Raw genomic sequence first — 24,901 nt, forward strand, 5'->3', positions numbered from 1 at the left:
AACTTATTTAGACTAAAATTAGTCTTAAAAAACTACTAAGAGGAAAAAGATGGATTTTGATTTTATGCTCAAATACACGCCAAATTTTATAAATGCAGCCTTACTTACACTTGAAGTTTTTGCTTTAGGACTTTTCTTTTCTTTGTGTATAGGCATTTTTTGCGTGTTAATGCAGTATTTTAAGCTCAAGCTTTTAAGCCAAATTTGTAGGGTATATATAGAGCTTTCAAGAAACACACCTTTGCTGATCCAGCTTTTCTTTTTGTATTATGGGCTTGGACGGCTTGGACTTGGGCTTGAGAGCTTTAGCTGTGCGGTTTTGGGGCTTTCATTTTTGGGTGGTTCTTATATGGCAGAGAGTTTAAGAGCTGGCATTGAAGCGGTAAAAAAACAGCAGTTTGAAGCAGCCTTAAGCTTGGCTTTAAGTCCTTGGCAGGTGTTTCGCTTTGTGATCTTGCCTCAAGCTTTAAGCGTGGCTATGCCAAGCCTTAGTGCAAATACTATTTTTTTATTTAAGGAAACCTCGGTTGTTACTATCATTGCTTTACCTGATCTTGTTTATACGATGACGAGTTTAAATTCGCTTACTTATAAGACAGATGAGCTTTTATTTATGCTTTTTGTGAGTTATTTATGTATAATCTTGCCTTTGTCTTTGTTTTTAAGCTATCTTGAAAAAAGGTTGCGTTATGCCTGAGTTACTGACTTTAAACACCTTTTCAAGACTACTTGAAGGGCTTTTAATCACCTTAGAAATTTCTATTGTTAGTATCATCATCTCTTCTGTAGGTGGGCTTTTTATGGGCGTAATGTATAATCTTAAAAATCCTTTTATAAACGCATTTTGTAGATTTTGTCTTGAATTTGTTCGTGTTATGCCTTTGATCGTGTGGCTTTTTGTGATTTATTTTGGCTTGTCGCGTTGGTTTGGCTTGAATTTAAGTGCAGTGAGTGCGGCGATTTTAGTTTTTAGTATTTGGGGAGTGTTTGAGATGATGGATTTGGTGCGAGCTGCTTTGCAAAGCATACCAAAACATCAATACGAATCAGCCGCTAGCCTTGCTTTAAACACTTATGAGCTCTATATTTTCGTGATCTTGCCTCAAGCTTTTAGACGCTTAACTCCAGCAAGTATAAATTTGCTTACCAGAATGATAAAAAGCACGACTTTTGCTTTTTTAATCGGAGCAGTGGAGCTTGTCAAAGTAGGGCAACAAATCATCGAGTTTCATCATAGCAATGTTTATGCTTCTTTTGTCATTTATGGTATAATATTTTTTATATATTTTTTATTATGCTATCCGCTTTCTTGGTATTCTCAAATTTTAGAAAAAAAATGGAGTTAAAATGGAAATTTTAAAGATCAGCCATTTGCAAAAATACTACGGCTCACACCATGTTTTAAAAGATATAAATTTAAGTGTAGATAAAAAAGAAGTTGTGGTGATACTAGGACCCAGTGGCTGTGGTAAATCCACACTTTTACGCTGTATTAATGGGCTTGAGAGTATAGCCAGTGGAGAAATTTATATTGATAAAGAAAAAATTGATACAAATTTTAAGGATTGGCAAAAGATTCGTCAAAAAGTTGGTATGGTGTTTCAATCCTATGAGCTTTTTGATCACTTAAATGTCGAGCAAAACTTGCTTTTAGCTCCTTTAAAAGTGCAAAAACGCAAAAAAGAAGAAGTTTTACAAGAGGCTATGACTTGGCTTGAAAAAGTAGGCTTAGCACACAAGCTTAAAGCCTATCCAAGAGAGCTTAGCGGAGGACAAAAACAACGCATTGCCATAGTAAGAAGCTTGTGTATGAATCCTGAGCTTATGCTTTTTGATGAGGTTACAGCTGCTCTTGATCCAGAAATCGTGCGTGAAGTGCTTGATGTTATGCTGAATTTAGCAAAAGATGGTATGAGTATGCTTATAGTTACGCATGAGATGGGCTTTGCAAGGGCTGTGGCTGATAGGATAGTATTTATGGACGCTGGACAAATCGTTGAAATTTCAAGTCCGCAGGAGTTTTTTACCCAGCCCAAAACTCAAAGAGCGAGGAAATTTTTAAATTTATTTGATTTTCGTGCAGATAATAGATAAAGTAAAATTTTTGTGCGGTGATATTAGCTTGGCAATGTAGCCATTAAAACCGCAATAAAACTTTTAAATCCTTATAAAACTTATCCGCCATAAGCTCATAGCCTTGCACGCTTAAATGCACATCTTCTTTTGAATACCCTTGCTCTATCCACAAGTCTTTGCCTCCGCTTTCTTGCATAAATTTATGCATATCAAAAAGCAAGAGTTTTTGCTCTTTTGCGAGTTCATAAAGTGCATCTCTTACTGGGTAAAAGTCGCTTGAAAGTTGATAATTTTCAGCGATTTTTTGTGTAACGCTTGGTGGAGAGATCAGCAAAATCACAGCACTTGGATTTGCTTGCTTGAGTGTAGCGATGAAATTTTTATAATTTTCTTTAAATTTAATCTTGTTGAAATTTCCTAACAAAACATCATTTGAACCATACGCAAGTATGATAAAATCGCTTTTTATCACATTTAGTTCAGCTTTTAAAGCTTTTTGATCCCATTTAAGCCATAAATCAGATCTTGCACCATTGATACCAAGCGTATCAAGTATGAGATTGTTTTTTTCATTGTAGATAAAAAAGCCATTTAAATTTACCCCTTTTTCAAGCGCGTGGATACTGATAGGAAAATGTATATTGTTAAATTCTTTGTAGTTAAGCCCAGAGTGCGTTGTTTTGAGTGTATAAGTTTTGCCTTTAGAGTCTTTGAGTATAAAGGCTTCTTTTTTGTTTTTGCTTTCAAAAATGACGCCAAATTTGAAATTTTGTTCTTTGAGATTTGAACTTAGTTTTACGAAAGCGTTTTTTCTTAAAGCTTTTATACTTACGCCACCTAAAGCGTAGTTTTGTGTGCTATCGTTTTTAGAATTATACAGCTCAAAGCCCTTGCTTTCATAATCTAGCATTAAATTATGTTGGTATTTGGGCTGTAAAGGGTAGGCAAAGCCTATGGCATTGACTTTTATAAGTAGCTTTCTTAGCTCTCTTGAAAAAAAATCAGCTGCCATATGAGAGTCGCCAAAAATGCGGATTTTCAAGTCTTTTTTATCGCTAAGGTATCCTTTTAGGCGTTCAAGTTCGCTTGAGCTTGCAAAGTTGATTAAAGCCGATCTTGGTTTGTCTAAAAGTTCTTTTTTGCTGATAGGCTGGCTTACTCGTATACTTTTTGGCACGCTCATATATACACAAGCGTTGATAAAAAAAAGCCCAAAAACGCACAAAAGAAAAAAACAGATTTTTTTCATTTAAGCTCGTTTGTATCAAGTTTTTCAAGCAAAAGTTCAGACATAAGTTTTGCGCCTTTTATGTTAAAATGCGTGCCATCATCAGCTCTAATTTTAATGCTTTTGTTGTTTTCATCTCTAATATAGCTTGAATACTTGCCGTCTTCACTTAAAGCTTGCGTTGTTTGAATGAAAATTTCGTTATTTTTAAGGTTTTCGCTACGATAAATTTCATTTAAGATTTTGATTTTTTCATTAAGGCTGTCTTTTTTCACTGGAGGAATTTCATACCATAAAACCTTAGCATTGTGAAGTTTGGCGATTTTGATAATCTCATCAACGCGACTGGTATAAATTTCACGCCACTGCTCGCTATTAAAGGTTTGGTATTTGCCCTCAAATTTAATATCCCAAGGATCATTTGCGCCAAGCAATACAACAAGGTATTTTAAATTTTTATTTTCCACAAATGCTGCTTGAGTCGCACTTGCCCAGTTAAAATAGCTTTTATAGCTTAAGCCTGTGCTTTGTTTGCTTAAATTCGTGCTTTTGATCTTAAGCTTGCTTAAATCTCTTGTCAAAGCCAAAGCTACACCTTGCATTAAAGAATCCCCTATCAGCAAGAACTCCTCGCCCTTTTGTATCACAAGCTTGCTTGGAATGGAGCTTAAGTTTGTATCATGGTTTTGAATGCTTGTGTTTTTGTCAAGCTCAAGTGTTATTTTGCTTAAATTTTCATCAAGCTCATCGATAAGATAAGTTTCATTAAAACTTGCATTTATATCATTTGTGCTAAATTCACTCAAAGAGCCATAATGCAAGGCTTGGGTATCATTGCTTAGCACAGCTCGAATTTGTTCAAGCTTTACTTTAAAGCTGTTTGCCTCATCTAAAATATCATTTTGAAAAGCTACGTGCAGGTGATATTTTTGCTCTAAATACGAGGCTATGCTTTTATTCATCACAAAAGCAACGATGAAAAAAGTGCTTAGGATCACAAAGAAAAATCTAAAAATTTTCATCTTAAAAACTCTCGTAAATAAATTGAGGTATTCCACTTGGCATAAACGCAAAAACCACAAGTAAGATTAAAGCCAGCAAAATAGGCTTTAAAAACAAAGGTGTGATATGCAAAATTCGCACGCAATGTTTTTGAAAATTCACAAATAAAGGATAGATGATAAACAAAGCCACAAAGGACGCAAAAATATAAATATCTTTGTATTCAAGCTCAAAAAAGAAATTATCCACGCAGGCTTTGAGGTATTCAAATGCTTTGTCAAAACTTGGATAATAAAAAAATATCCACGCAAAAGCCACAAAATGAAAGGTTAAAAAACTCCCAAGATATGGAATTTTTTGCAAATTTATCTTTTGGATAAATGGTAAATGCAAAAACACCACCCCAAGCCCATGCAAAAGTCCCCAAAATAAGAAATTGATGGTATTGTTATGCCAAATTCCAGAAAGTGCAAAGGCGATCAACAAATTCACATAAGTTCGCATACGCCCTTTTTTGCTTCCGCCTAAAGGGATATAAATATAATCTCTTATAAAGGTTGAAAGCGAGATATGCCATCTGCTCCAAAATTCTTTCAAGTTCTTTGAAAGATAAGGCATATCAAAGTTTTTAGGTAGGTTAAAGCCAAGCATTAAAGCAAAAGCTGTAACTAAATTCACATAGCCACTAAAATCGCAATAAATTTGCACGCTAAAAGCATATATCGCACACAAAAGCTCTAAGAAATTATGCGTGCTAGGATTTGCTAAAATTTCTTTAGAGTAAATGCCTAAGTAATTAGCGATTAATACCTTTTTGATGATACCTAAGACGAGTAAAAAGATGATTAAATCGCCATTTGAAAATTCTCTTCTTTGATGAATTTGTTTGAAAAAAAACTCACTTCTCATGATAGGACCGGCTAATAAAGTCGGAAAAAAGGAAAGATAAGTAGCTAAATTTAAAAAAGTTTCGATTTTGTGTTCTTTATAAACGCTTACAAGATAGGTGATTGAAGCAAAAGTATAAAAGCTAATGCCTACTGGAAAAATAAGATCAGAGTTTAAATACTCAAAACCAAAAAACGCTAAAAATTGATCAAAGCTATCTTTAATACTTGTAAAATACTTAAAAAAGCATAAATTCAAAACCGCAAAAGAAATGCAAGCAGCAAAAATGTATCTTTTTTGACGCACAAAAATCAACAAAGCAAAATAATGAATAAAAAAGGTATAAACAAAAAGCACAAGAGCAAAGTAAGGATTCATCAAGATATACACTATATAGCTAAATGCTAAAATAAAGATATTTTGTGCGCGAAAACTTTCTTTAAAACACCAATACAGCACAAAAAAAGCACAAAACATTAGTGCGAATTCTAAAGAAAAATAAGTCATTTCTACCTTTTTTGAGTGTATTTAAATTTGCAAATTAAAGCTTTGATTTTAGCTTATTTTGGCTTAAAGTGGGGTTAAGGATTTGAGTTTTAAGACTTTTGTTTTGTTGCTTCTTCGCTGTGTTTGTATAAAAGCTCTTCAAATTTTTGCACATTTTGTCGCAGTTCTTTAAGCATATTTTCAGCCTCAAGTCCTAGCATTAAAAGTTCATATACTCTTGGACGATCTTTTTTCCATTTGCGTAAGGTTTTGACATTGATATCAAGTCTGCCTGCTAAATCTCTTTGAGTCATCACTTTTTCCAAAAAATTTTTACACAAGCATATATTTTTTAGCTTTAAAATACAACAAGGTAAATTTAGGATATTTTAAAGTAAAAAAAGGTAAATTTAGGACTTTATTTTCAAATATGAGTAGGGGGGGGGGGAGCAAATTTTTATGATACCTTTTCAAAAAGATGAAAGAAATAATATCATTTATGGGGATTTAAGCAAGCAAAAAAATCTTAAATTTGAATTTAAAGGACGAGATAATATACTTTTCTTTGCCACAGAAAGTGCAAATGTGAATGCAACTTTTTATGGAGACAATGCACTTTTATTTATCTCAGGAAATGGTGGTTGGTTAAGTGGAGGATTTGACTTGAGATCGCATGGACTTTGTTATATAGGCAAAAATAGCACAAGCAATGGTGCAGGTTTTCGGGTGTATGAGGGCAAAAATATCATTTTGGGCGATGATGTTATGTTTTCTTGGGGAATTTGGCTAAGCACCTGTGATCATCACTTGATTTTTAATAGCAAGACTTATGCAAGAAATAATTTCAGTAAAAGCATCTACATAGGCGATCATGTGTGGTGTGGGCAAGAAAGTGCGATTTTAAAAGGCTGTGTTGTGGCAAGTGGAAGCGTTTTGGGAGCAAAAAGCGTAAATTCTGGTAAAAAGTTTTCAAATACTATTTATGCTGGAAATCCAAGTCAATTTATAAAAAATGAAGTATTTTGGAGTAGATTAGATCCATGTGCTGGTAATTGGGATAAAGTCCAAACCAAGCAGCACAAAACCATGCAAACCGAAGATTTTAAATTCACCTTCCAAAAAGAAAAATTCCTCAATCCAGCTCTAATAGAAAAAGAACTAGAAAGTATGGATACAGCTTTGCAAAAGCTTGAGTTTGTGTATGATTATATCTATAATAACACAGAAAAAAATCGTTTTGCTTTGTTTGAAGATAATGATATCAGTGAATGTAAATTATACAAAGATGAAAGCAAAACAGCCTTTAAGGACTTAGAATTTATCGATAGCAAAGAACTTCAAAAACTAGAAATTTTTAAACCAAAAGGAGCTAAGGAAAGAATTCAAAACACACTTTCTTATAAACTTGGCTTAGCAATGATACAAAACTCAAAAAATACAAGTGGTATCATAAGCTTGCCTTTTACTTTGCTAAAGATTCAAAACAAGCACAAAAAAGCTCAAAAACTTTATCAAGAACAAATTAAAATAAATCCAAATTTAAAACTTCCACCTTTGCAAGCTTATGAAGATTATCACGAAGCTTTAAAAGTAAAAGAGCATTTAAGTTATAAGTTAGGAGAAGCTTTAATACAAGCTCATAAAAACATACTTAAGGGAGGATATGTGAAATTTTTCTTTGAGTTAAAGAGGATTAAAAACAGCTACAAAAATACTCACAAATAAAACCATTTTGATTTAAATTTGTGTGTTTTTGTAAGAAAAGATAAAGAAGTTCTTAAATTTCAAGAAAAATTTTTCTTTTTATCGTTACAATTAAAAGAAAAATTAAGGAGTTTGAAAATGTCTTTTATCAAAGATTATCAAGAAAATGCAAAAGAAAGGGAAAGCTTAGGCATTCCGCCCCTTCCTTTAAATGTAGAGCAAACAAAAGCACTTTGCAAGGCTTTACAAGATGAGCCAAGCGAAGAACTAGCCTTTTTGCTTGAAAACCGAGTCAATCCGGGCGTTGATGATGCAGCTTTGGTTAAATGTGAGTTTTTAGATCAAATTTTAAAGTCAAAAATCAGCTGTAAAGCTATAGACAAAACAAGGGCTTTAAACATGCTTGAAACTATGCTTGGAGGCTATAATGTCAAGGTTTTAATCCAGGCGTTAAAACAAGATGACACAGCCAAACAAGCTGCAAAAGTGCTTTCAAATATCATCTTTGTGCATGATGATTTTCATACCATTTGCGAACTAAGCAAAAGCAATGCTTATGCTAAAGAAGTCTTAGAAAACTGGGCAAATGCAACTTGGTTTGAAAAAAGAGAAAAACTTCCTGAACTTATAAAATGTATAGTATTTAAAGTCCCCGGAGAAACAAATACTGATGATTTAAGTCCAGCAGGTGATGCTTTTACGAGAAGTGATATCCCCCTTCACGCCCTAGCCATGCTTAAAAACCGCCAACCAGGTAGCCTTGAAAAGATAGCAGAGCTTAAAAAAAGCGGTAGAGAAGTGGTATATGTAGGCGATGTAGTAGGCACAGGTTCTAGTAGAAAATCAGCCATAAACTCTATTCAGTGGCATATGGGAAAAGATATCAAAGGCGTGCCAAACAAACGCACAGGAGGCATAGTTATGGGCTCAACAATAGCACCGATTTTCTTTAATACCGCAGAAGATAGCGGGGCCTTGCCTATAGTGTGTGATGTAAGCAAGCTTGAAATGGGTGATGAGTTTGAAATTTATCCTTATAAGGGCGAGCTTGTTAAAAATGGCGAAGTCATAGCCAAATTTGAACTCAGCCCAAATACCATTTATGATGAAGTAAGAGCAGGCGGAAGAATCCCGCTCATCATAGGACGCGGTTTGTGTGCTAAGGCTAGAGAATTTCTAGGCTTAGAAACAGAGCAAATTTTTATCAAAGCAGAACAACCTAAAAACTCAAGCGGAGGCTATACTCTAGCTCAAAAAATGCTTGGTAGAGCCTGTGGAGTTGCTGGCGTGCGTCCTGGTATGTATATAGAGCCTATGACTTTAACCGTTGGTTCTCAAGATACAACCGGACCTATGACAAGAGATGAGATCAAAGAGCTTGCCTCACTTGGTTTTAATGCTGATATGGTTATGCAAAGCTTTTGTCATACTGCAGCTTATCCAAAGGTAAGTGATTCAAATTTACATAAAACTTTGCCGTATTTTATGACAAGTCGCGGGGGCGTGAGCTTAAAGCCTGGCGATGGAGTCATTCACAGCTGGCTTAACCGCCTTGTGTTGCCTGATAGCGTTGGCACTGGAGGGGATTCGCATACTCGCTTTCCTATAGGCATTTCTTTTCCTGCTGGAAGTGGGCTTGTTGCATTTGCAGCTGTAACTGGTTCTATGCCTTTAAATGTGCCTGAGAGCATTTTAGTGCGTTTTAGTGGCGAGCTTCAGCCCGGAGTTACTTTGAGGGATTTGGTAAATGCTATACCTTATTATGCGATTAAAGAAGGACAACTTAGCGTAGCAAAACAAGGTAAGAAAAATATCTTTGCAGGTAAAATCTTAGAAATAGAAGGCTTGCCAAATTTAAAAGTCGAGCAAGCCTTTGAATTAAGCGATGCTTCAGCTGAAAGAAGTGCAGCAGCGTGCTGTGTGGATTTAAGTGTAGAAAGTGTAAGTGAGTATATCAAATCAAATATTACCTTAATAGAGGCCATGATTGAAGCAGGTTATGAGGATAAAAAAACCCTTGCAAGAAGGGCTGAAAAGATGAAAAAATGGCTTGAAAAGCCAGAACTTTTAAGGGCTGATAAGGACGCAAAATATGCTTATGTTTTTGATATTAACTTAAATGACATCAAAGAGCCTATTTTAGCTTGTCCAAATGATCCAGATGATGTAGCCACGCTAAGTGAAGTTTTAGCTGATAGCAAGCGTCCAAAACACATAGATGAAGTGTTTGTCGGCTCTTGTATGACAAATATAGGACATTACAGAGCCTTGGGCGAAATTTTAAAAGGCAAAGGCATGATAGATACAAGGCTTTGGGTGGTGCCACCAACAAAAATGGATAAAGCTCAACTTAGTGCTGAGGGGTATTATAGTGTATTTGGTGCTGCTGGAGCGCGTATTGAAGTGCCGGGCTGCTCGCTATGTATGGGTAATCAAGCCAGAGTTGCTGATGGAGCCGTGGTATTTTCAACTTCAACGAGAAATTTTGACAATAGAATGGGTATGGGCGCACAAGTGTATCTTGGCAGTGCTGAACTAGCTGCAGTGTGCGCTTTACTAGGACGCTTGCCAAGCGTGAGCGAATACCTTGAACTCGTTAAAGATAAGCTTGATGATAGCAAAAAAAGCGAAATTTATAAATATCTTAATTTTAATGAGATTCAGGATTTTGAGCTTGTGGATTAAGAGAACTTTGGCTATAATTAACTTTTATTTATAGCCAATACAGCATTTTAGGGCTTTTGCCTTAAAATGTGAGCTTTTGAGGGGATTTTTTGAGATTTTTATTTTTCTTTCTTTTTTGTGCGGTTTTTGCCTTTAATGCGTATGCAAGTTGCGAACTTTTAGAGCAAGATAAAAGTCTCTTTCAAAACGCAAACAAACGATCTGCTTTTGATCTTAATACTACGATCATAGAAACATTAAGAACTTGTGAAAAAAGTTTTAAAAACCAAAGCTTTAGCAAAAGACTTTATGAGCTTAGCAATGAAATCAGGGGCAATAATAGCTCTTGTGGAGGAATTCATTATTTTGCTCATCTTGATTCTTTTCATCTTTTGCTCGCCCAGCTTGCTCTTGATCCAAGCTCGTATCAAACGCCAAGTCATTTGGCGGATAAAAAAGGCGAGTTTCAAGCATATTTTCGTTATTGGGCGTATCAAAGTATAGGAAATTTCAGGCTTTACCGCGCATTTAATGAAGAGCTTGAAAAAGCCAATAAAGCCTTTGTGGATTTTTTTATAAAAACGCACAAGATGAACGCACAAGATGCTAGAATTTATGCACAAAAGGCTACAGATGAGTTTTTATTTTGGGCTGTGGGCGAGACGAAAATCTTTAAAGATATTAGCGAGTTTCAAAAACTCATTATCGATAAAAGCAAAGGTTTAAGGCAAATTCAAGGCTATATCTATGCAAATAAACCAAGTGATATTGATCTTAGCATAGCCTTACAAACTGCACTTTTAAGCAAGAGAGATACAAGTATCATCAATGAGTTGATTCAATTTGGTGCGAAGATCAATGAGGGCTATGAAAGTGCTTTATTTTATGCTCTTGAAAGCTATGAAAATACGCAATTTCTTATTCAAAAAGGTGCTGATGTCAATGCAAGTAATGCTTTTGGCAAAACTCCTCTTTTTTATGCGGTAGAATTTAACCAAGAAAATATCGTCAAGCTTTTGCTTGAAAAAGGTGCAAATGTCAATGCAAGATACATCAATAATAACGAAAAATTAGCTATAAGTGGCAATACGCCTTATTATATCACACTTTGCGCGCTTGAGCATACTTCAAAAAATGTGTTTATGCACGCAGCAAGCTATGCAAATGTAAATATCTTAAAGCTTTTAACCACCTATAAAGTAGATATAAATGCAAAAGATGATTTGGGTTTTAACGCACTTGATTTTGCCATACTTGCACACAAAGATGAAAACATAGCCTATCTTAAAACACTAGGCTTAGAAGAAAACACAAATTTATTTTATGAAGGAACTTTAGAATGAAAACAGCATTTATCACAGGAGCAAGTTCTGGCTTTGGAGAAGCTATAGCTAGAGCATTAGCCAAAGATGGCTTTAAAATCATCGCTCTTGCAAGACGCAAAGAAAGACTTGAAAACTTAGCTAAAGATTTTCAAGGGCAGATTTACCCACTAGCCCTTGATGTAAGAGATAAAGAAGCTGTTTTTGAAGCAGTAAAAAATCTACCAAGTGAATTTAAGGCTATAGATATACTCATAAACAATGCTGGCTTAGCCTTAGAAACTCAAAAATTTGACGAACTTGCCCTTGAAGATATAGAAACTATGGTCGATACAAATATCAGAGGTTTTTTATATGTAGCAAGGGCAGTTATCCCGCTTTTAAGAAAGCAAAAAAGCGCTTATATCTTTAATCTTGGCTCAGTTGCTGGGGTAAATCCTTATTTTGGTGGCAATGTGTATTGTGGCACCAAAGCTTTTGTGCGTCAGTTTTCACTCGCTTTAAGAAACGACTTAAGAGGCTCAAATATCAAAGTAACAAATATTGCTCCGGGGCTTTGCAAAACCGAATTTAGCGAGGTGCGTTTTAAGGGTGATAAGAAAAAAGCTGATGAGTTGTATGAAAATACCAAGTATTTAAGCGCTGAAGATATAGCCAAAGTCATTTGCTCTATACTAGCCTTACCCGATCATATCAATATCAACGAGCTTGAACTCATGCCTGTAACACAGACTTGGAATGGCTTTTTTGTGGAAAAAGGACAAACTCTATGAAAGCTGCATTTTTCTTATTTTTACCACTTTTTGCAATGGCTCAAAGCCCTGATTTGGCAAGTCAAAACGCCCAGCTTTTTGGTGTTTTTACGCTTTTACCCCCTATCGTTGCTATCGCTCTTGCTTTTATAAGCAAAGATGTGGTTTTATCGCTTTTCTTAGGAGCTTTTACGGGCACTTTTATGCTTGCACTAACACAAAATGGGCTAGCTAATGAAGCCACACTTTTAAACACTCAGCTTGCAAATGAAACTTCTTTAAATTCAGCCCAAGTAAGCTTTTGGGCTATGCTGTATCATTCTACAATAGGAGCTTTTACCGGACTTGTTTTTAAGCTTTTAAATTCTATGGCAAGCGCTGGAAATGCTGGTATTATCTTGCAAGTTTTAACCATAGGAGGCGTAGTCGCTTTAATCACAAAAAGCGGAGGCACTAAGGCAGTTGCTCTTTGGCTTTCTCAAAAAGCTAAACAGGCAAAAAGTTCTCAGTTTGCCACTTGGTGCATGGGGTGTTTTGTGTTTTTTGATGATTATGCAAATTCCTTAATCGTTGGACCTATCATGCGTCCAGTTACTGATAAGTTTAAAGTAAGTCGCGAAAAACTTGCCTTTATCATGGACGCAACAGCTGCTCCTATTACAGGGCTTGCTATCATCTCTACTTGGATAGGGCTTGAAATTTCACTGATTAGAAGTGGATATGATTTGATTGATTCGGCTGAAATTTTTACAGCTCTTGGGGTTGATAGGGCTTCGCTGAATGCTTTTGAAATTTTTGTACAAACCTTGCCTTACCGCTTTTATAATCTTTTTATGCTCGTTTTTGTGCTACTTACTATCTTTATGGGACGTGAGTTTGGTCCTATGCTTAAGGCTGAACTTAATGCAAGAGCAGGTAAGTTTTCGCACGGACACGAGCAAATTGATAATATAGAAGATAAACTCTTAGAGCCAAAAGAGCATATCGCCCTTAAAGCAAGCAATGCTCTTATACCTTTGCTTATCTTGGTTATTTTTGCTTTTGTGGGTTTTTATTTTAGTGGATATAATGCCCTTGAAGATGAAGCTTTAAAAGCCCAAATTAACGCAAGCCCACTTAGCCTTTTTGCCTTGCGTGAGACTTTTGGGGCAGCTGATGCTTCTGTGGTGCTTTTTCAAGCTGCACTTTTAGCTTCTATAGTGGCTATTATCATGGGAATTTGGCGTAAAATTTGGACTTTAAAAGAAGGAATAGCGACTTGGACTCATGGCTGGAGGACTATGATAATGACGGTTATCATTTTGTTATGTGCGTGGAGTTTGGCTTCTACGATCAAAGATCTTGGCACTTCAAAATACCTTATCGAGCTTCTTTCAAGCACCACACCACTTTTTGTATTGGCTTCAGCTGTATTTTTGCTTGCTTCTATCATTTCTTTTTCAACTGGCACAAGTTATGGAACTATGGGAATTTTAATGCCTCTTACCATACCTTTGGCTGCTGCTGTTGGCTTTCATAATGACTTAAGCGGAGCAGAACTTCATCATTATATGGTGATAAATATCTCAGCTGTTTTAACCGGAGCCATTTTTGGCGATCACTGCTCGCCGATTTCTGATACTACCATACTTTCATCTATGGGAAGTCGTTGTGAGCTACTTGCTCATGTTAAAACACAAATGCCTTATGCACTTAGCGTTTGTGTTATAAGCATACTCTGTGGGTATTTGCCTGTAAGTTTTGGTTTAAATGTTTGGTTAAGCCTTATTTTAGGGTTTGTGGCTATGATCTTGCTTTTAAGATTTGTTGGCAAAAAGGTGTAAATGTCTGATTTTGCCAAAAAAAGTCAGTTTGCAAAAGAACTTTTTAAAGAGCTTGTAAATGAGCTTAAGATCGAGGAATTTCAAAACCATTCAAAAGCCTATAGAAACAGAGCCGAGCTTGCTTTTTATAAAGACGAGCAAGGCTTAAGTTATGCAAGTTTTGAGGGTAAGAAAAAGGTAAAAATTCAAAGTCTTGATTTTGCAGAGCCTCAAATTCAAAACTTTATGCCTTGCTTGCTTGCGCGCTTAAATGCTAATAAAACCCTTTCAAATAAGCTTTTTGGCGTAGAGTTTTTAAGCACAAAGAAAGACTTTAGTATAACCTTGCTTTATCATACAGATATAACTTTGTTTCAAGATGAATTAGCTCAGCTTAGCAAAGACTTAAATACCAATATCATCGCAAGATGCAAGGGCAAAAAACTTATCTTTGGTGATGAAAAACTCAAACAAAGCCTTGATATAAATGAAGATAAATTTGAATATATCTTTAGCAATGATTGCTTTGTGCAGCCTAATACTTTTATGAATGAAACTATGATTTCTTGGGTGCTAAATAAGCTCAAAAAGGATGATAAAAGTGATTTACTGGAGCTTTATTGTGGGTATGGAAATTTTACCCTGCCCCTTTCAAAGCTTTTTCATAGGGTTTTAGCCAGTGAAATTTCAAAGAAAAATATAGAATTTGCCCTTAAAAACTGCGAGCTTAATCAAAGTCAAAATATAGATTTTATCCGCCTTTCAAGTCAGGAGCTTGTCAAAGCCTTTAAAAAAGAAAGAGCATTTTTTAGACTAAGGCATATAAACTTAGATGAATTTAAGTTCTCTCATGTCTTTGTTGATCCTCCAAGAGCTGGGCTTGATGAGCTTAGTTTAGAATTTATTTCTAGCTTTAAAAATATCATTTATATCTCATGCAATCCACTTACACTGAAAGCTAATCTTAACACTTTAAGCAAAAGCCACAAAATCAAACATTTTGCGATCTTTGATCAATTTGCTCACACTCCTCATCTTGAATGTGGAGTGATTTTAGAAAGAAAATAATTTTAGCTTTGAAATTGTATTTAAAGTTAAGATAAAGCTTGTATTTTATTTTTGCAAAATTTAAGCAAAATAAAGCTATGATTAATGCTTAGCAAAAAAAGGAATACTCAAAATGATAGAGCTCAATAAAATTTATCAAGCCAAACAAAAAATCGCTGATTTTATCATAAAAACACCATTTACTTACTCAAGTCAGCTCAGTGAAATTTGCAAGGCAAAAATTTATCTTAAAAATGAAAATTTACAACTTACTGGAGCTTATAAGATACGAGGAGCTTATAATAAAATCGCAAACCTTGATAAAAAAGCCCTAGAAGCTGGAGTAATAGCAGCAAGTGCTGGCAACCACGCCCAAGGTGTAGCTATAGCTGCAAGAGAGTTTAAAGCCAAAGCCATCATCATCATGCCTGAATCAACTCCCCTTCTTAAAGTCTCAGCCACTAGGGCTTTAGGTGCTGAAGTGCTTTTAAAAGGGGATAATTTTGATGAAGCCTATAGCTTTGCTCTACAATATGCCAAAGAACACAAGCTTAGCTTCATACATCCCTTTGAAGATGAGCAGGTTATGGCTGGACAAGGCACGCTTGCTCTTGAGATGCTTGATGAGATCAGCGATTTAAGCACCTTAATCGTGCCTGTTGGTGGAGGTGGGCTCATCTCAGGCATAGCAAGTGCTGCAAAACAAATCAATCCAAAAATAAGAATCATAGCAGCAAGTGCAAAAGGCGCTCCTGCAATGCATGATAGCTTTAAGGCAAAAAAGATTAAAAACTCAAAATCCGTTCGCACTATAGCTGATGGCATAGCGGTTCGTGACGCTCATAAGATGAATTTAGACATCATCTTAGAATGTGTTGATGAGTTTGTGCAGCTTGATGATGAGGAGATTGCTAGAGCTGTGCTTTTCTTGCTTGAAAAACATAAAATCATCGTTGAAGGTGCTGGGGCTGTAGGCGTTGCAAGCTTACTTCAGCACAAGATAGAATTTCAAAACGATGAAAAAGTAGGCGTAGTGCTAAGCGGAGGCAATATAGATGTGCAAATGCTTAATATCATCATAGAAAAAGGGCTTTTTAAGGCACACCGCAAAATGCTTATCTCAGTTACTCTTGTGGATAAACCCGGAGCCTTGCTAGAGCTTAGTGAAGCTTTAAAAGAAGCCGGAGCAAATATCATAAAAATTGACTATGATCGCTTTTCAACTAAGCTAAATTACGGCGATGCTATGATTAGCATTACGCTTGAAACTAAGGGCAAAGAACACCAAGAAAGCTTGAGGCAAATTTTGCACTCTAAAGGCTTTATTTTCAGCGAAAACAGCTAAAGAAAGGAAGAAAAATGCAAGAAAATATCGAATATATCATAAAAAATTGCAAAAAAGTTGCCGTTGTTGGCTTAAGTCCAGATGAGAGCAAGCCAAGTCATTATGTGAGCAAATGCTTGCAAGAGCATGGTTTTGAGGTTTTTCCTATCTATCCAAAAGAGCTTATGCTTTTTGATAAGCTTGCTGTGCCTAGTCTTGAAATGCTAAATGAAAAAGTGGATTTAGTGCTGATGTTTAGAAAGGGCGAATTTGCAGATGAGCTTTTGCCTATCATCAAGAAAAAAGGCATTAAAAACTTTTGGCTCCAGCTTGGTATCACAAATGAAAAAGTCAAAGAAGAATGCAAAAAAGCTGGAATTTGCTTTGTGCAAGATAGGTGTATGAAAATCGAGCTTGAAAAAAGAGCTTGTATATAATAGAGTTTTAAGCTAAATGAGGATTGTATGAATTATCTTATCATTGTTACTTGTATTTGGGCTTTTTCTTTTCCGCTCATAGGCTATTTTATTAGCGGACAAATGGATAGTTTTTTTGCCATTTTTATGCGTGTATTTTTAGCTTTTTTGGTATTTTTGCCTTTTTTGAATTGGCGGTGCAAAAACTCTTTAAAGCTTAAATTTATGGGCATAGGTGGCTTGCAAATTGGTATTATGTATATATTTTATTATCATTCTTTTTTGTATTTAAGCGTAGCTGAAGTGGCTCTTTTTACCATCTTTACGCCTTTTTATGTGAGCTTGATTTATGATTTATTTTCTCATCGCTTTAGAGCCTTTTATCTTTTAAGTATAAGTATTTGCGTGCTTGGAGCTTATATTATCAAAGCAAATGATTTAAGCTCAAATTTCCTCATAGGCTTTTTACTCATTCAGGGAGCAAATTTAGTCTTTGGCACAGCTCAAAGTCTTTATAAAATCGTGCTTGAAAAAGAGCCTATCAAGGATCAAAAAAGTATTTTTGGGTATTTTCATTTAGGAGCAAGTCTCATCGCTGGCTTAGCCTTTTTTACACTTGGAGATAGCTCAAATTTACCAAAAAGTGCAAGCTCTTGGGCTGTTTTGATCTATCTTGGGCTTATTGCCTCTGGGCTTGGGTATTTTTGGTGGAACAAGGGAGCAACTATGGTAGATAGCGGGGTGCTTGCCATTATGAATAACGCCCTTATACCAGCTGCTGTATTAGCTAATGCACTTTTAATCTGGCTCTTTTTCCCAGAAAAACAAGTTCATTTTAGCATAGCTGAACTTGTGCGTATAAGCACGGGCACAGCCTTGATGTTTTTTTCTTTGTGGATTCATTATAAAATCATCAAGCGTTATGAAAAAGAGGCGAAAATTTAAAATTTGTTTTTACTTTTTTATCATTGCTAGAAAAGTTAGAACATATAGCTTTCAACAAGTTTTTGCACAAGCAAATTCCAACCATCAACTAGCACAAAGATAAGTAGCTTAAAAGGTAGTGAAATCATCACAGGCGGAAGCATCATCATACCCATAGACATTAAAACTGAACTAATGACCATATCAATAACTAAAAAAGGCAAATAAATCAAAAAGCCTATCTCAAATGCTGTTTTTAGCTCAGAAATCACAAAGGCTGGCACGATGATGGTTAAGGGCACATCATTGATAGTTTGAGGATTTGGCAGGTTTCGTATGCGGTAAAATAAAGCTAAGTCCTTTTCTCTTGTGTTTTTAAGCATAAAGTCTTTAAAAGGGCGAGTTGCTCTATCAAATGCTTCTTCATAGCCTATTTGTTCAGCTAAGTAAGGACGCACGCCTTCATTATAAGCCCTTGTTGCTGTTGGCTCCATGATGAAAAAGGTAAGCACTAAAGCAAAGGTTAAAAGTATGGTATTTGGTGGCATGGTTGTGGTGCCTAAGGCTTGTCTTAAAAAAGAAAATACCACGATAAGCCTTAAAAAAGAAGTCATTACAAAAACTATGGTAGGAGCTAGGGCAAGTATGGTTAAAACGATGATGATATTCATCACGGTAACGAGCTGTTGTGGGCTATCTGGTGCACTTAGGCTTAAATTTACGCTTGGTATAGTTGCTTCAGGAGCAGCAAATAAAACAGAACTAAGCAAAAAAAGCAAAGAGATAATTTTCAAAATAAAGCCTTATTTTAATCTAAAAGCTGATTATAGAATTTCATCACTGAAATTTGGGTTAAAAGGCGTGTAAAAATTAAGATAAATTCAAAAATTCCATAGCCAATTTATACCCTAAAATCAAGCCTTTTTAACTTTAACTTGATACAATATAAGAAATTTTTCAAGGAAAAAAGATGAGCATTTCTGTAGTTATCCTAGCAGCTGGACTTGGAACAAGAATGAAGTCAAATAAGGCTAAAGTTTTACAAAGTCTAAGTGGCAAGGCTATGATCTTTCATATACTCAAGCAAGCTTTTGCAATCAGCGATGATGTGAGTGTGGTGCTTTCTCATCAAAAAGAACTCATAGAAGAAGAAATTTGCAAAGACTTTAAAAATGTGCGTTTTTTTACTCAAGATTTAGAGCATTACCCAGGAACTGCAGGAGCTTTAAAAAGTTATACACCAAAATATGAAAGGCTTTTAGTGCTGTGTGGGGATATGCCCTTAATCACTCAAAAAAGTTTGGAAAAAATGAGGGATTTACAAGCTGATTTTGGAGTAGCTGTCTTTGAAAGCAAAGAGCCAAAAAATTACGGCAGAGTGGTGCTTAAAAATGATGAAGTACAAAAAATCGTCGAATTTAAAGATGCAGATGAAAACGAGAGGAAAATTAGCATTTGCAATAGTGGTGTATATGTGATTAAAAGTGAAATTCTTGCTCAGGTACTGCCTCAAATTTCAAACCAAAATGCGGCAAAGGAGTATTATCTAACTGATGCTATTGCCTTAGCTAAGAACTTAAATACTAGTGTGAAAGCTTGCTTTGTTGATGAGCTTGAGTTTATGGGCGTAAATGATAAATTTGAGCTAAGCGCAGCTGAAACCTTAATGCAAGATCGTATTAAAAAAGAGCTTATGCTACAAGGCGTGATTTTTCATAATCCTAGCTCAAGTTTTATCAGCTGCGAAGCTGTTTTTAAAGGAGAATGCGAAATTTATGAACATGTGCGTATAGAGGGTAAAAGTGTGATTGAAAACTCTATCATTAAAAGCTCAAGTGTGGTTGAAGATAGCGTTGTGATTAACTCAGATCTAGGACCTTTAGCCCACTTGCGTCCAAAATGCGAGCTTGTAAATACTCACATTGGTAATTTTGTAGAGTGTAAAAACGCTAAACTTAAGGGCGTAAAAGCTGGGCATTTAAGCTATTTGGGCGATTGCGAGATAGATGAGGGCACGAATGTGGGCTGTGGGACTATCACTTGTAATTATGATGGGCTTAAAAAACACAAAACCATCATAGGTAAAAAAGTTTTCATAGGCTCAGATACTCAGCTCATCGCTCCTGTTACGATAGAAGATGAGGTTATTATCGCAGCTGGTAGTAGTGTAAGTGGGTGTGTGCCAAAGGGAGCTTTATTTATCAATAGAGCCGAAAAAAAGATAGTCAAAGACTTTTTTTATAAAAAATTTGGACTTCAATGAAAACGATTTTACTTGCCGTAAGTGGAAGCATAGCCTTTTATAAGGCTTATGAGCTCATTTCTTTGTTTAAAAAAGAAGGCTTTAAGGTCAAGGTTTTACTTAGTGATGGTGTGCTTAAATTTGCAAGCGTTATGAGCTTTGAGGCTTTGGCTGATGAGGTTTTACACGGCTTAAATGAAAGCTGGGAAAATGATAAAAATCATATTGCTTTTAGTAAGGATTGTGATCTTATCCTTTTTGCTCCAGCAAGTATAAACTCTATCAACAAACTTGCCTTAGGTATAGCCGATACACTTTTTATCCAAACTTTAATTGCCGCAAAAGCTCCTCTTATCATCGCTCCTGCTGCAAATACGGCTATGTATTTGCATTTTAGCACCCAAAATTCTTTAAAGCTTTTAGAGCAAAACAAAGCCCTTATCATTAAGCCTATTTCAAAAGTTTTAGCCTGCAAAGATGAGGGCGTGGGAGCTTTAGCTGAGGTTCAAAGCATTTTTAATGAAAGCAAAAGAATGCTTTTAAAGCAAGATTTTTGGGCTGATAAGAGCATTATTATCACTGGTGGAGGCACTAAAGAAAAGATTGATGAGGTAAGGTGCATTAGTAATTTTTCAAGCGGAAAAATGGCTAAGGCTTTAGCTGATGCTTTTTATTTTTTAGGGGCTAAGGTTACGCTTTTAAGCTCGGTGTATTTTGATACGCCTTATGAATTAAAGCTTTTTGAAAGCTCTAAAGAACTTGCAACCTTGCTTAAAGCTTATAAAAATGAGGATTATTTGTTTATGGCAGCTGCGGTAAGTGATTTTGTGTGCGAGGGTTTTAAGGGCAAGATAAAGAAAAAAGATCACCCACAAGGACTTGATTTGCATTTAAAAACAAATATCGATGTGCTTAAAACTTGTGAATTTAAGGGTAAAAAAATAGGCTTTAAGATGGAGCTTGATAAGCAAAATGCCCTTCAAAATGCTAAAAATATGCTTCAAGAAAAAAAGCTTGATATGGTATGTTTAAATATACTCAGCAAAGGCAAGGCTGAGTTTGGCTCTACAAAAAGCGAATTTGAGCTTTTTTTCAAGGATAAAAGTGTAAAACTTGATCTTAAAGATAAAGAAGAACTTGCTTTTGAAATCGCTCATTTGTGTAAAGGCTTATAAATGAGTATGATTAATGCAACCTTACCAGTGCAAATGAAGGTGCTTGAAAAAACAGGATATAATAATTATACCTTGCTTTTAAATCATAAAAAAGTCAGCACCAAAAGTCATATTGAGCTTGAGGTAGGGGCTGAGTATTTGGCTGAGCTTTATACAGATAAAGGCGGTGTGATCACTTTTAAAAATCTTGCTCAAAAGCCAGAACTTATATATTATGAAGAGGGACTTAAGCTTATTTTAAGGCTTTTAGAACAAGATTTTGATTTTAAGGCTTTTGTGATTGAAAACTTAATCAATGCTAAAGATAAGGCAAGCTTTGAGCTTTTTAAGGCTATGCTTTTTGCAAGTTATGAAAATATCTATCATATCCCCTTTGTTTTTGAAGATAAGGCTTGTTTGTTTCAGCTTAGAGTAGGAGCAAAAAAAACCGAGCTTTATTTGTATTTTAGCGTATTTGGAAGCTTAAAGCTTATCATTGAAGAAGAGGGTGTAAAGCTTTATACGCCTTTTTTTAAGGTGGCGAATTTTTTAAGCAAGCATTTAGGATTTGCTATTTTTCAGCAAACTAAACTTACAGCTCTTTTTAAAGTAAAAAAACGGCTTGATTTTAAAGGATAAATATGAACACACTCAATCATCTTGCAGTGGTAATGGACGGCAACAGGCGTTGGGCAAGGCAAAATGGCTTTTTAGCAAAACTTGGCTATTCAAGAGGGCTAAAAACCATAGAAAGATTAATGCAAGTTTGCGTTGAAGAAGGTGTAAAAGAGCTTAGTCTTTTTGCTTTTAGTACTGAAAATTGGGCGCGTCCAAAAGATGAGATTGAGTTTATCTTTAAGCTACTTGAAAAGGTGCTTGATGAGAGCCTTGAGCGTTTTGTGCAAAATAATGTGAGATTAAGGGCTATTGGGGATTTAAGCCGCCTTGAGCCTCATTTGCAAGCTAAGATTAAAAAAGCTCAAGAGCTCACTTGTAATTGCACGCTTTTATGTGTCAATTTAGCTATAAGTTATGGCTCAAAAGATGAGATAGTGCGTGCAGTAAAAAGGTGTATTGAAAAGGGCTTGGAGCCAAATGAAGCTCATATCAGCGCAAATTTAGATCTACCTTTAGATGTGGATTTGCTTTTAAGAGTAGGGGATGCTAAGAGGCTTTCAAATTTCTTGCTTTGGCAGTGTGCTTATGCTGAAATTTGCTTTAGCAATACCCTTTTTCCAGGACTTACCAAAAGAGAATTTAAAAAAATCATCAAAGAATTTCAAAAACGCGAAAGAACCTTTGGTAAATGATAATTTTAGTGGGAATTTTAGGACTTTGCATAGGCTCATTTTTGACTGCTCTAATTCAAAGATTTTGCTTTCAAATGCCACTTTTTAAGGCAAGGTCCTTTTGCTTTGTATGTAAAAATGATTTAAAGTTTTATCATTTAATCCCTCTTTTTTCTTTTGTCTTTTTAAGAGGAAAATGCGGCTTTTGTGGGGCTAAACTTCCTTATGAACTTTTGATCATGGAGTGTTTATCTGCTTTATTTTTTGTGCTTGGTTTTGTTTTTAGCTCAAGTTTGAGTGAATTTTTTGTGCTTATTTTGCTTTTAAGTGTGCTTTTGCTGTTATCTTTGATCGATTTTTATCTCTTAAGCGTGCCTGAGTTTTTGCTGTGGCTAGCATTTGTGTGTGCTTTTTTGCTTGGCTTTAAAAGTGAAGAGCTCTTTAATTTAGTCTTTTTGGAGCATTTTGAGCAAGGTTTTTTGCTTTGTGCTTTAGTATTTGCTGGTTTTATGTTTTTACTGAAAAGCTTTGTAAGTTTTATCATCAATTTTAAAAAGCAAAATGAAGTGCTTGAGAGTATGGGCGAGGCTGATGTTTTAATCGTAGCAGCCTTAGCAGGAGTGCTGGGCTTTAAGCTTGGTTTTTTGATGATTTTTCTAGCAGCCTGCCTAGCTTTACCTTTTTTGCTTGTTTTGAAATTTAAAGGTGAAAAAAGCCCCAAAATCGCGATGATTCCTTTTTTTAGCCTAGCTTTTGTTTGTATTTTTTTTATGGAAAGGTATTATGAAACTCGTTTATAAATACAGCTTAAATCATTTCTTAAGCACAAATTTATCACTTTTTTTAGTGCTTTTTCTCATCGTTTCTATGGTATTTTTTATCCAGCTTGCTCGCCTAACAGCAAGTATTGAAATTTCATTTTTAGACTTTTTAAAACTCTATAGCTTTATGATCCCTCGCATACTTATTTTTACCTTGCCGATAAGTTTTTTTATCGCTCTAACTTTAGCTCTTTACCGCTTATCAAGGGAAAATGAAAGCATAGTGTGCTTTGCACTTGGTTTCTCGCCTAAAGAAATAGGCTATTTTTTCTTAAAAATCGCTTGTTTGCTTAGTGCTTTTATGCTTGTAGTTGCTTTAGTGTTTATCCCAGTTGCAGCGGCTTTGCAGAGTAATTTTGTGGATTTTAAAAAAACTCAAGTAAAGCTTAATCTTAAAACCGGTGAATTTGGACAAAAATTCTTAGACTGGCTTGTATTCATAGAAAAAGAAAATCAAAGCTTATATGAAAATATCATTATGTATCACCCAAGCACTAAAACAAATCCTAAAGAACAGCTCATCATCGCTAAAGAAGGCGTGCTTGATCGAGTCGATCAAAGCCTTGCGTTTAAGTTAAGTGATGGCAAGGTCTATAGCTTCGAGCAGAACAATACTTGGTATTTGGGGCATTTTGATACTTTAGTTGTCAATACCTTGCTGAGCGGTTTTGATACGAACAAAGAGCCTTTTTATAGGTATTGGAATGATATAAACTCAAATGAAAAAAAGGCAAAAGAATTTGTTATTTACACTCTCATCGCTCTTTTTCCAGTGGCTAGCACCTTTTTTGCTTTGTGCTTTGGTTTGGTAACCTACCGCTATGAAAAGGGTTTTGTGTATTTTGGGATTTTTGGGGTGATTGCACTTTATTTTGGGGCTTTAAGCGTGTTTTATCAACCACCTTTGCTTGCTGTGATTTTAATCTTTTTGATCTTTTTACTTGCTTCTGTGTTGTATTTTAAATTTAAAATTCTTAGCAGGTATTAAGTGAAGCTTAAACTTATCTTAGCTTATGATGGCTCTAAATTTCAAGGCTCAGCAACCCAGCCTCACAAAAATAGCGTGCAAGATCATTTAAGCTCTGCTTTAGCTCATCTTGGTATTTTTAATCAAGTTTTATTTGCTTCTCGCACTGATAAGGGTGTGCACGCCTTAAGAAATGTCGCAAGCGTAGAATGTGGCGAGCATTTTAGCGATCTTGAGTATCTTAAAAAACAAATCAACAAATTCGCTCGCCAGCATTTAGATATAAAAGCTATCTATAAAGTGCCTCAAAGCTTTCAGCCAAGATTTGATGCTAAAAAAAGAGCGTATCGTTATGTGTTTAACCATGCTTGTTTTAGTCCATTTTTAAGCCCATATTGCACTTTTTATCCAAAGATAGATTTAAAAAAGGCTAATCTTGCTTTGAGCTTATTTCTTGGCAAACATAATTTTGGGTATTTTCAAAAGCAAAGTGATAAAAATACCATTAAAACAATGTTTCAGGCAAAAGCTTACGCATTTAGGCATTATACGATCTTTTATTTTCAAGCTGATGGCTTTTTAAGGGCTCAAATTCGCCTTAGCGTTGCTGCTGTGCTAAGGGTGCTTGAAGGCAAGATAACGCTAAAGCAATTGCAAGATCAAATTGAGGCTAAAAGCATATCAAGCCGAGTTTTAGCCCCGGCAAATGGACTATATTTAAGCTCCATAAGCTATTAAATTAAATAAAACAAATTTAATCATACTTTAAACTTTTAGCGTGTATAATGCCAAA

General features: G+C 35.4%; 24 protein-coding genes. 19 read left to right on the forward strand and 5 right to left on the reverse strand.

Annotation, left to right across the window (positions count from 1 at the left end):
• Positions 1-49 precede the first annotated feature (49 nt).
• From CQA38_RS07005 to CQA38_RS07015, 3 genes are read left to right on the forward strand one after another with little or no spacing between them, the layout of a single operon-like run.
• Positions 50-697, forward strand: a complete 648-nt coding sequence (locus CQA38_RS07005) for an amino acid ABC transporter permease (protein ID WP_137633285.1) — start codon at positions 50-52, stop codon at positions 695-697.
• Positions 690-1,346: an amino acid ABC transporter permease gene (locus CQA38_RS07010; protein ID WP_137633286.1), complete on the forward strand. Its 657-nt coding sequence runs from the start codon at positions 690-692 to the stop codon at positions 1,344-1,346. Before CQA38_RS07005 ends, CQA38_RS07010 begins: the two co-directional genes overlap by 8 nt.
• 1 nt (position 1,347) lies before the next feature.
• On the forward strand, positions 1,348-2,094 hold the full coding sequence (locus CQA38_RS07015) for an amino acid ABC transporter ATP-binding protein (RefSeq protein WP_137633287.1): 747 nt from the start codon (positions 1,348-1,350) through the stop codon (positions 2,092-2,094).
• Positions 2,095-2,137: 43 nt separating this feature from the next.
• Here CQA38_RS07015 and CQA38_RS07020 read toward each other — a convergent pair whose 3' ends face one another.
• From CQA38_RS07020 to CQA38_RS07035, 4 genes are all read right to left on the reverse strand, one after another.
• Positions 2,138-3,325 (reverse strand): GDSL-type esterase/lipase family protein, encoded by a 1,188-nt coding sequence (locus tag CQA38_RS07020; RefSeq protein ID WP_137633288.1) that lies wholly within the window; start codon positions 3,323-3,325, stop codon positions 2,138-2,140.
• Positions 3,322-4,326, reverse strand: coding sequence for a DUF459 domain-containing protein (locus tag CQA38_RS07025; RefSeq protein WP_137633335.1), 1,005 nt, complete (start codon positions 4,324-4,326; stop codon positions 3,322-3,324). Before CQA38_RS07025 ends, CQA38_RS07020 begins: the two co-directional genes overlap by 4 nt.
• 1 nt (position 4,327) lies before the next feature.
• Entirely contained in the window at positions 4,328-5,701 is a 1,374-nt protein-coding gene (locus CQA38_RS07030) for an MBOAT family O-acyltransferase (RefSeq protein ID WP_137633289.1), read from the reverse strand.
• Positions 5,702-5,790: 89 nt separating this feature from the next.
• Positions 5,791-5,997 (reverse strand): hypothetical protein, encoded by a 207-nt coding sequence (locus tag CQA38_RS07035; protein WP_137633290.1) that lies wholly within the window; start codon positions 5,995-5,997, stop codon positions 5,791-5,793.
• A 142-nt stretch (positions 5,998-6,139) separates the two neighbouring features.
• Between CQA38_RS07035 and CQA38_RS07040 the strand changes: the two genes are divergently transcribed.
• From CQA38_RS07040 to CQA38_RS07080, 9 genes are all read left to right on the forward strand, one after another.
• Entirely contained in the window at positions 6,140-7,405 is a 1,266-nt protein-coding gene (locus tag CQA38_RS07040) for an acyltransferase (protein ID WP_137633291.1), read from the forward strand.
• Between the two features lie 117 nt (positions 7,406-7,522).
• Positions 7,523-10,069 (forward strand): bifunctional aconitate hydratase 2/2-methylisocitrate dehydratase, encoded by a 2,547-nt coding sequence (locus tag CQA38_RS07045; protein ID WP_137633292.1) that lies wholly within the window; start codon positions 7,523-7,525, stop codon positions 10,067-10,069.
• An 89-nt stretch (positions 10,070-10,158) separates the two neighbouring features.
• Complete coding sequence (locus CQA38_RS07050; RefSeq protein WP_137633293.1) at positions 10,159-11,391, forward strand: ankyrin repeat domain-containing protein; 1,233 nt, start codon at positions 10,159-10,161, stop codon at positions 11,389-11,391.
• The gene (locus CQA38_RS07055; RefSeq protein WP_137633294.1) at positions 11,388-12,143 is read left to right on the forward strand and encodes an SDR family NAD(P)-dependent oxidoreductase; all 756 of its coding nucleotides are present in this window, start codon (positions 11,388-11,390) and stop codon (positions 12,141-12,143) included. Before CQA38_RS07050 ends, CQA38_RS07055 begins: the two co-directional genes overlap by 4 nt.
• Positions 12,140-13,945: a Na+/H+ antiporter NhaC family protein gene (locus tag CQA38_RS07060; protein ID WP_137633295.1), complete on the forward strand. Its 1,806-nt coding sequence runs from the start codon at positions 12,140-12,142 to the stop codon at positions 13,943-13,945. The genes CQA38_RS07055 and CQA38_RS07060 overlap by 4 nt, the downstream gene beginning before the upstream one ends.
• Positions 13,946-14,992, forward strand: a complete 1,047-nt coding sequence (gene trmA / locus CQA38_RS07065) for a tRNA (uridine(54)-C5)-methyltransferase TrmA (protein ID WP_137633296.1) — start codon at positions 13,946-13,948, stop codon at positions 14,990-14,992.
• A gap of 112 nt (positions 14,993-15,104) precedes the next feature.
• The gene (gene ilvA / locus CQA38_RS07070) at positions 15,105-16,316 is read left to right on the forward strand and encodes a threonine ammonia-lyase (protein WP_137633297.1); all 1,212 of its coding nucleotides are present in this window, start codon (positions 15,105-15,107) and stop codon (positions 16,314-16,316) included.
• Positions 16,317-16,330: 14 nt separating this feature from the next.
• Positions 16,331-16,732 (forward strand): CoA-binding protein, encoded by a 402-nt coding sequence (locus CQA38_RS07075; protein ID WP_137633298.1) that lies wholly within the window; start codon positions 16,331-16,333, stop codon positions 16,730-16,732.
• 27 nt (positions 16,733-16,759) lie between these two features.
• Positions 16,760-17,656, forward strand: coding sequence for an EamA family transporter (locus CQA38_RS07080; RefSeq protein ID WP_137633299.1), 897 nt, complete (start codon positions 16,760-16,762; stop codon positions 17,654-17,656).
• A gap of 35 nt (positions 17,657-17,691) precedes the next feature.
• Here the strand turns inward: CQA38_RS07080 and fliP are convergent, their stop codons facing one another.
• A complete protein-coding gene (fliP, locus tag CQA38_RS07085) occupies positions 17,692-18,429 on the reverse strand; it encodes a flagellar type III secretion system pore protein FliP (protein WP_137633300.1) in 738 nt (245 codons plus the stop codon).
• Between the two features lie 176 nt (positions 18,430-18,605).
• Between fliP and glmU the strand changes: the two genes are divergently transcribed.
• The 7 genes from glmU to truA are packed head-to-tail and all read left to right on the forward strand — an operon-like array spanning position 18,606 to position 24,846.
• Positions 18,606-19,898 (forward strand): bifunctional UDP-N-acetylglucosamine diphosphorylase/glucosamine-1-phosphate N-acetyltransferase GlmU, encoded by a 1,293-nt coding sequence (glmU, locus tag CQA38_RS07090; RefSeq protein WP_137633301.1) that lies wholly within the window; start codon positions 18,606-18,608, stop codon positions 19,896-19,898.
• Positions 19,895-21,052 (forward strand): bifunctional phosphopantothenoylcysteine decarboxylase/phosphopantothenate--cysteine ligase CoaBC, encoded by a 1,158-nt coding sequence (gene coaBC / locus CQA38_RS07095; RefSeq protein WP_137633302.1) that lies wholly within the window; start codon positions 19,895-19,897, stop codon positions 21,050-21,052. Before glmU ends, coaBC begins: the two co-directional genes overlap by 4 nt.
• Positions 21,053-21,670, forward strand: a complete 618-nt coding sequence (locus tag CQA38_RS07100) for a hypothetical protein (RefSeq protein ID WP_137633303.1) — start codon at positions 21,053-21,055, stop codon at positions 21,668-21,670.
• 2 nt (positions 21,671-21,672) lie between these two features.
• On the forward strand, positions 21,673-22,341 hold the full coding sequence (gene uppS / locus CQA38_RS07105; RefSeq protein ID WP_137633304.1) for a polyprenyl diphosphate synthase: 669 nt from the start codon (positions 21,673-21,675) through the stop codon (positions 22,339-22,341).
• Positions 22,338-23,120: an A24 family peptidase gene (locus tag CQA38_RS07110; RefSeq protein WP_137633305.1), complete on the forward strand. Its 783-nt coding sequence runs from the start codon at positions 22,338-22,340 to the stop codon at positions 23,118-23,120. The genes uppS and CQA38_RS07110 overlap by 4 nt, the downstream gene beginning before the upstream one ends.
• Positions 23,104-24,129, forward strand: coding sequence for an LptF/LptG family permease (locus tag CQA38_RS07115; protein WP_137633306.1), 1,026 nt, complete (start codon positions 23,104-23,106; stop codon positions 24,127-24,129). Before CQA38_RS07110 ends, CQA38_RS07115 begins: the two co-directional genes overlap by 17 nt.
• Positions 24,130-24,846 (forward strand): tRNA pseudouridine(38-40) synthase TruA, encoded by a 717-nt coding sequence (truA, locus tag CQA38_RS07120; RefSeq protein WP_137633307.1) that lies wholly within the window; start codon positions 24,130-24,132, stop codon positions 24,844-24,846.
• Positions 24,847-24,901: the final 55 nt, after the last annotated feature.

It is taken from the genome of Campylobacter sp. MIT 12-5580, from assembly GCF_005406235.1.
Classification (GTDB): Bacteria; Campylobacterota; Campylobacteria; order Campylobacterales; family Campylobacteraceae; genus Campylobacter_D.

Excerpts from the sequence above, each read along its gene's own strand:
- CQA38_RS07030 (WP_137633289.1), bottom strand. The coding sequence starts at position 5,701 with ATGACTTATTTTTCTTTAGAATTCGCACTAATGTTTTGTGCTTTTTTT.
- CQA38_RS07115 (WP_137633306.1), top strand. The coding sequence starts at position 23,104 with ATGAAACTCGTTTATAAATACAGCTTAAATCATTTCTTAAGCACAAAT.
- CQA38_RS07110 (WP_137633305.1), top strand. The coding sequence starts at position 22,338 with ATGATAATTTTAGTGGGAATTTTAGGACTTTGCATAGGCTCATTTTTG.
- CQA38_RS07010 (WP_137633286.1), top strand. The coding sequence starts at position 690 with ATGCCTGAGTTACTGACTTTAAACACCTTTTCAAGACTACTTGAAGGG.
- CQA38_RS07100 (WP_137633303.1), top strand. The coding sequence starts at position 21,053 with ATGAGTATGATTAATGCAACCTTACCAGTGCAAATGAAGGTGCTTGAA.
- ilvA (WP_137633297.1), top strand. The coding sequence starts at position 15,105 with ATGATAGAGCTCAATAAAATTTATCAAGCCAAACAAAAAATCGCTGAT.
- CQA38_RS07075 (WP_137633298.1), top strand. The coding sequence starts at position 16,331 with ATGCAAGAAAATATCGAATATATCATAAAAAATTGCAAAAAAGTTGCC.
- CQA38_RS07025 (WP_137633335.1), bottom strand. The coding sequence starts at position 4,326 with ATGAAAATTTTTAGATTTTTCTTTGTGATCCTAAGCACTTTTTTCATC.
- glmU (WP_137633301.1), top strand. The coding sequence starts at position 18,606 with ATGAGCATTTCTGTAGTTATCCTAGCAGCTGGACTTGGAACAAGAATG.
- trmA (WP_137633296.1), top strand. The coding sequence starts at position 13,946 with ATGTCTGATTTTGCCAAAAAAAGTCAGTTTGCAAAAGAACTTTTTAAA.
- CQA38_RS07005 (WP_137633285.1), top strand. The coding sequence starts at position 50 with ATGGATTTTGATTTTATGCTCAAATACACGCCAAATTTTATAAATGCA.
- CQA38_RS07045 (WP_137633292.1), top strand. The coding sequence starts at position 7,523 with ATGTCTTTTATCAAAGATTATCAAGAAAATGCAAAAGAAAGGGAAAGC.
- CQA38_RS07080 (WP_137633299.1), top strand. The coding sequence starts at position 16,760 with ATGAATTATCTTATCATTGTTACTTGTATTTGGGCTTTTTCTTTTCCG.
- CQA38_RS07040 (WP_137633291.1), top strand. The coding sequence starts at position 6,140 with ATGATACCTTTTCAAAAAGATGAAAGAAATAATATCATTTATGGGGAT.
- CQA38_RS07020 (WP_137633288.1), bottom strand. The coding sequence starts at position 3,325 with ATGAAAAAAATCTGTTTTTTTCTTTTGTGCGTTTTTGGGCTTTTTTTT.
- CQA38_RS07060 (WP_137633295.1), top strand. The coding sequence starts at position 12,140 with ATGAAAGCTGCATTTTTCTTATTTTTACCACTTTTTGCAATGGCTCAA.
- CQA38_RS07055 (WP_137633294.1), top strand. The coding sequence starts at position 11,388 with ATGAAAACAGCATTTATCACAGGAGCAAGTTCTGGCTTTGGAGAAGCT.
- CQA38_RS07015 (WP_137633287.1), top strand. The coding sequence starts at position 1,348 with ATGGAAATTTTAAAGATCAGCCATTTGCAAAAATACTACGGCTCACAC.
- coaBC (WP_137633302.1), top strand. The coding sequence starts at position 19,895 with ATGAAAACGATTTTACTTGCCGTAAGTGGAAGCATAGCCTTTTATAAG.
- uppS (WP_137633304.1), top strand. The coding sequence starts at position 21,673 with ATGAACACACTCAATCATCTTGCAGTGGTAATGGACGGCAACAGGCGT.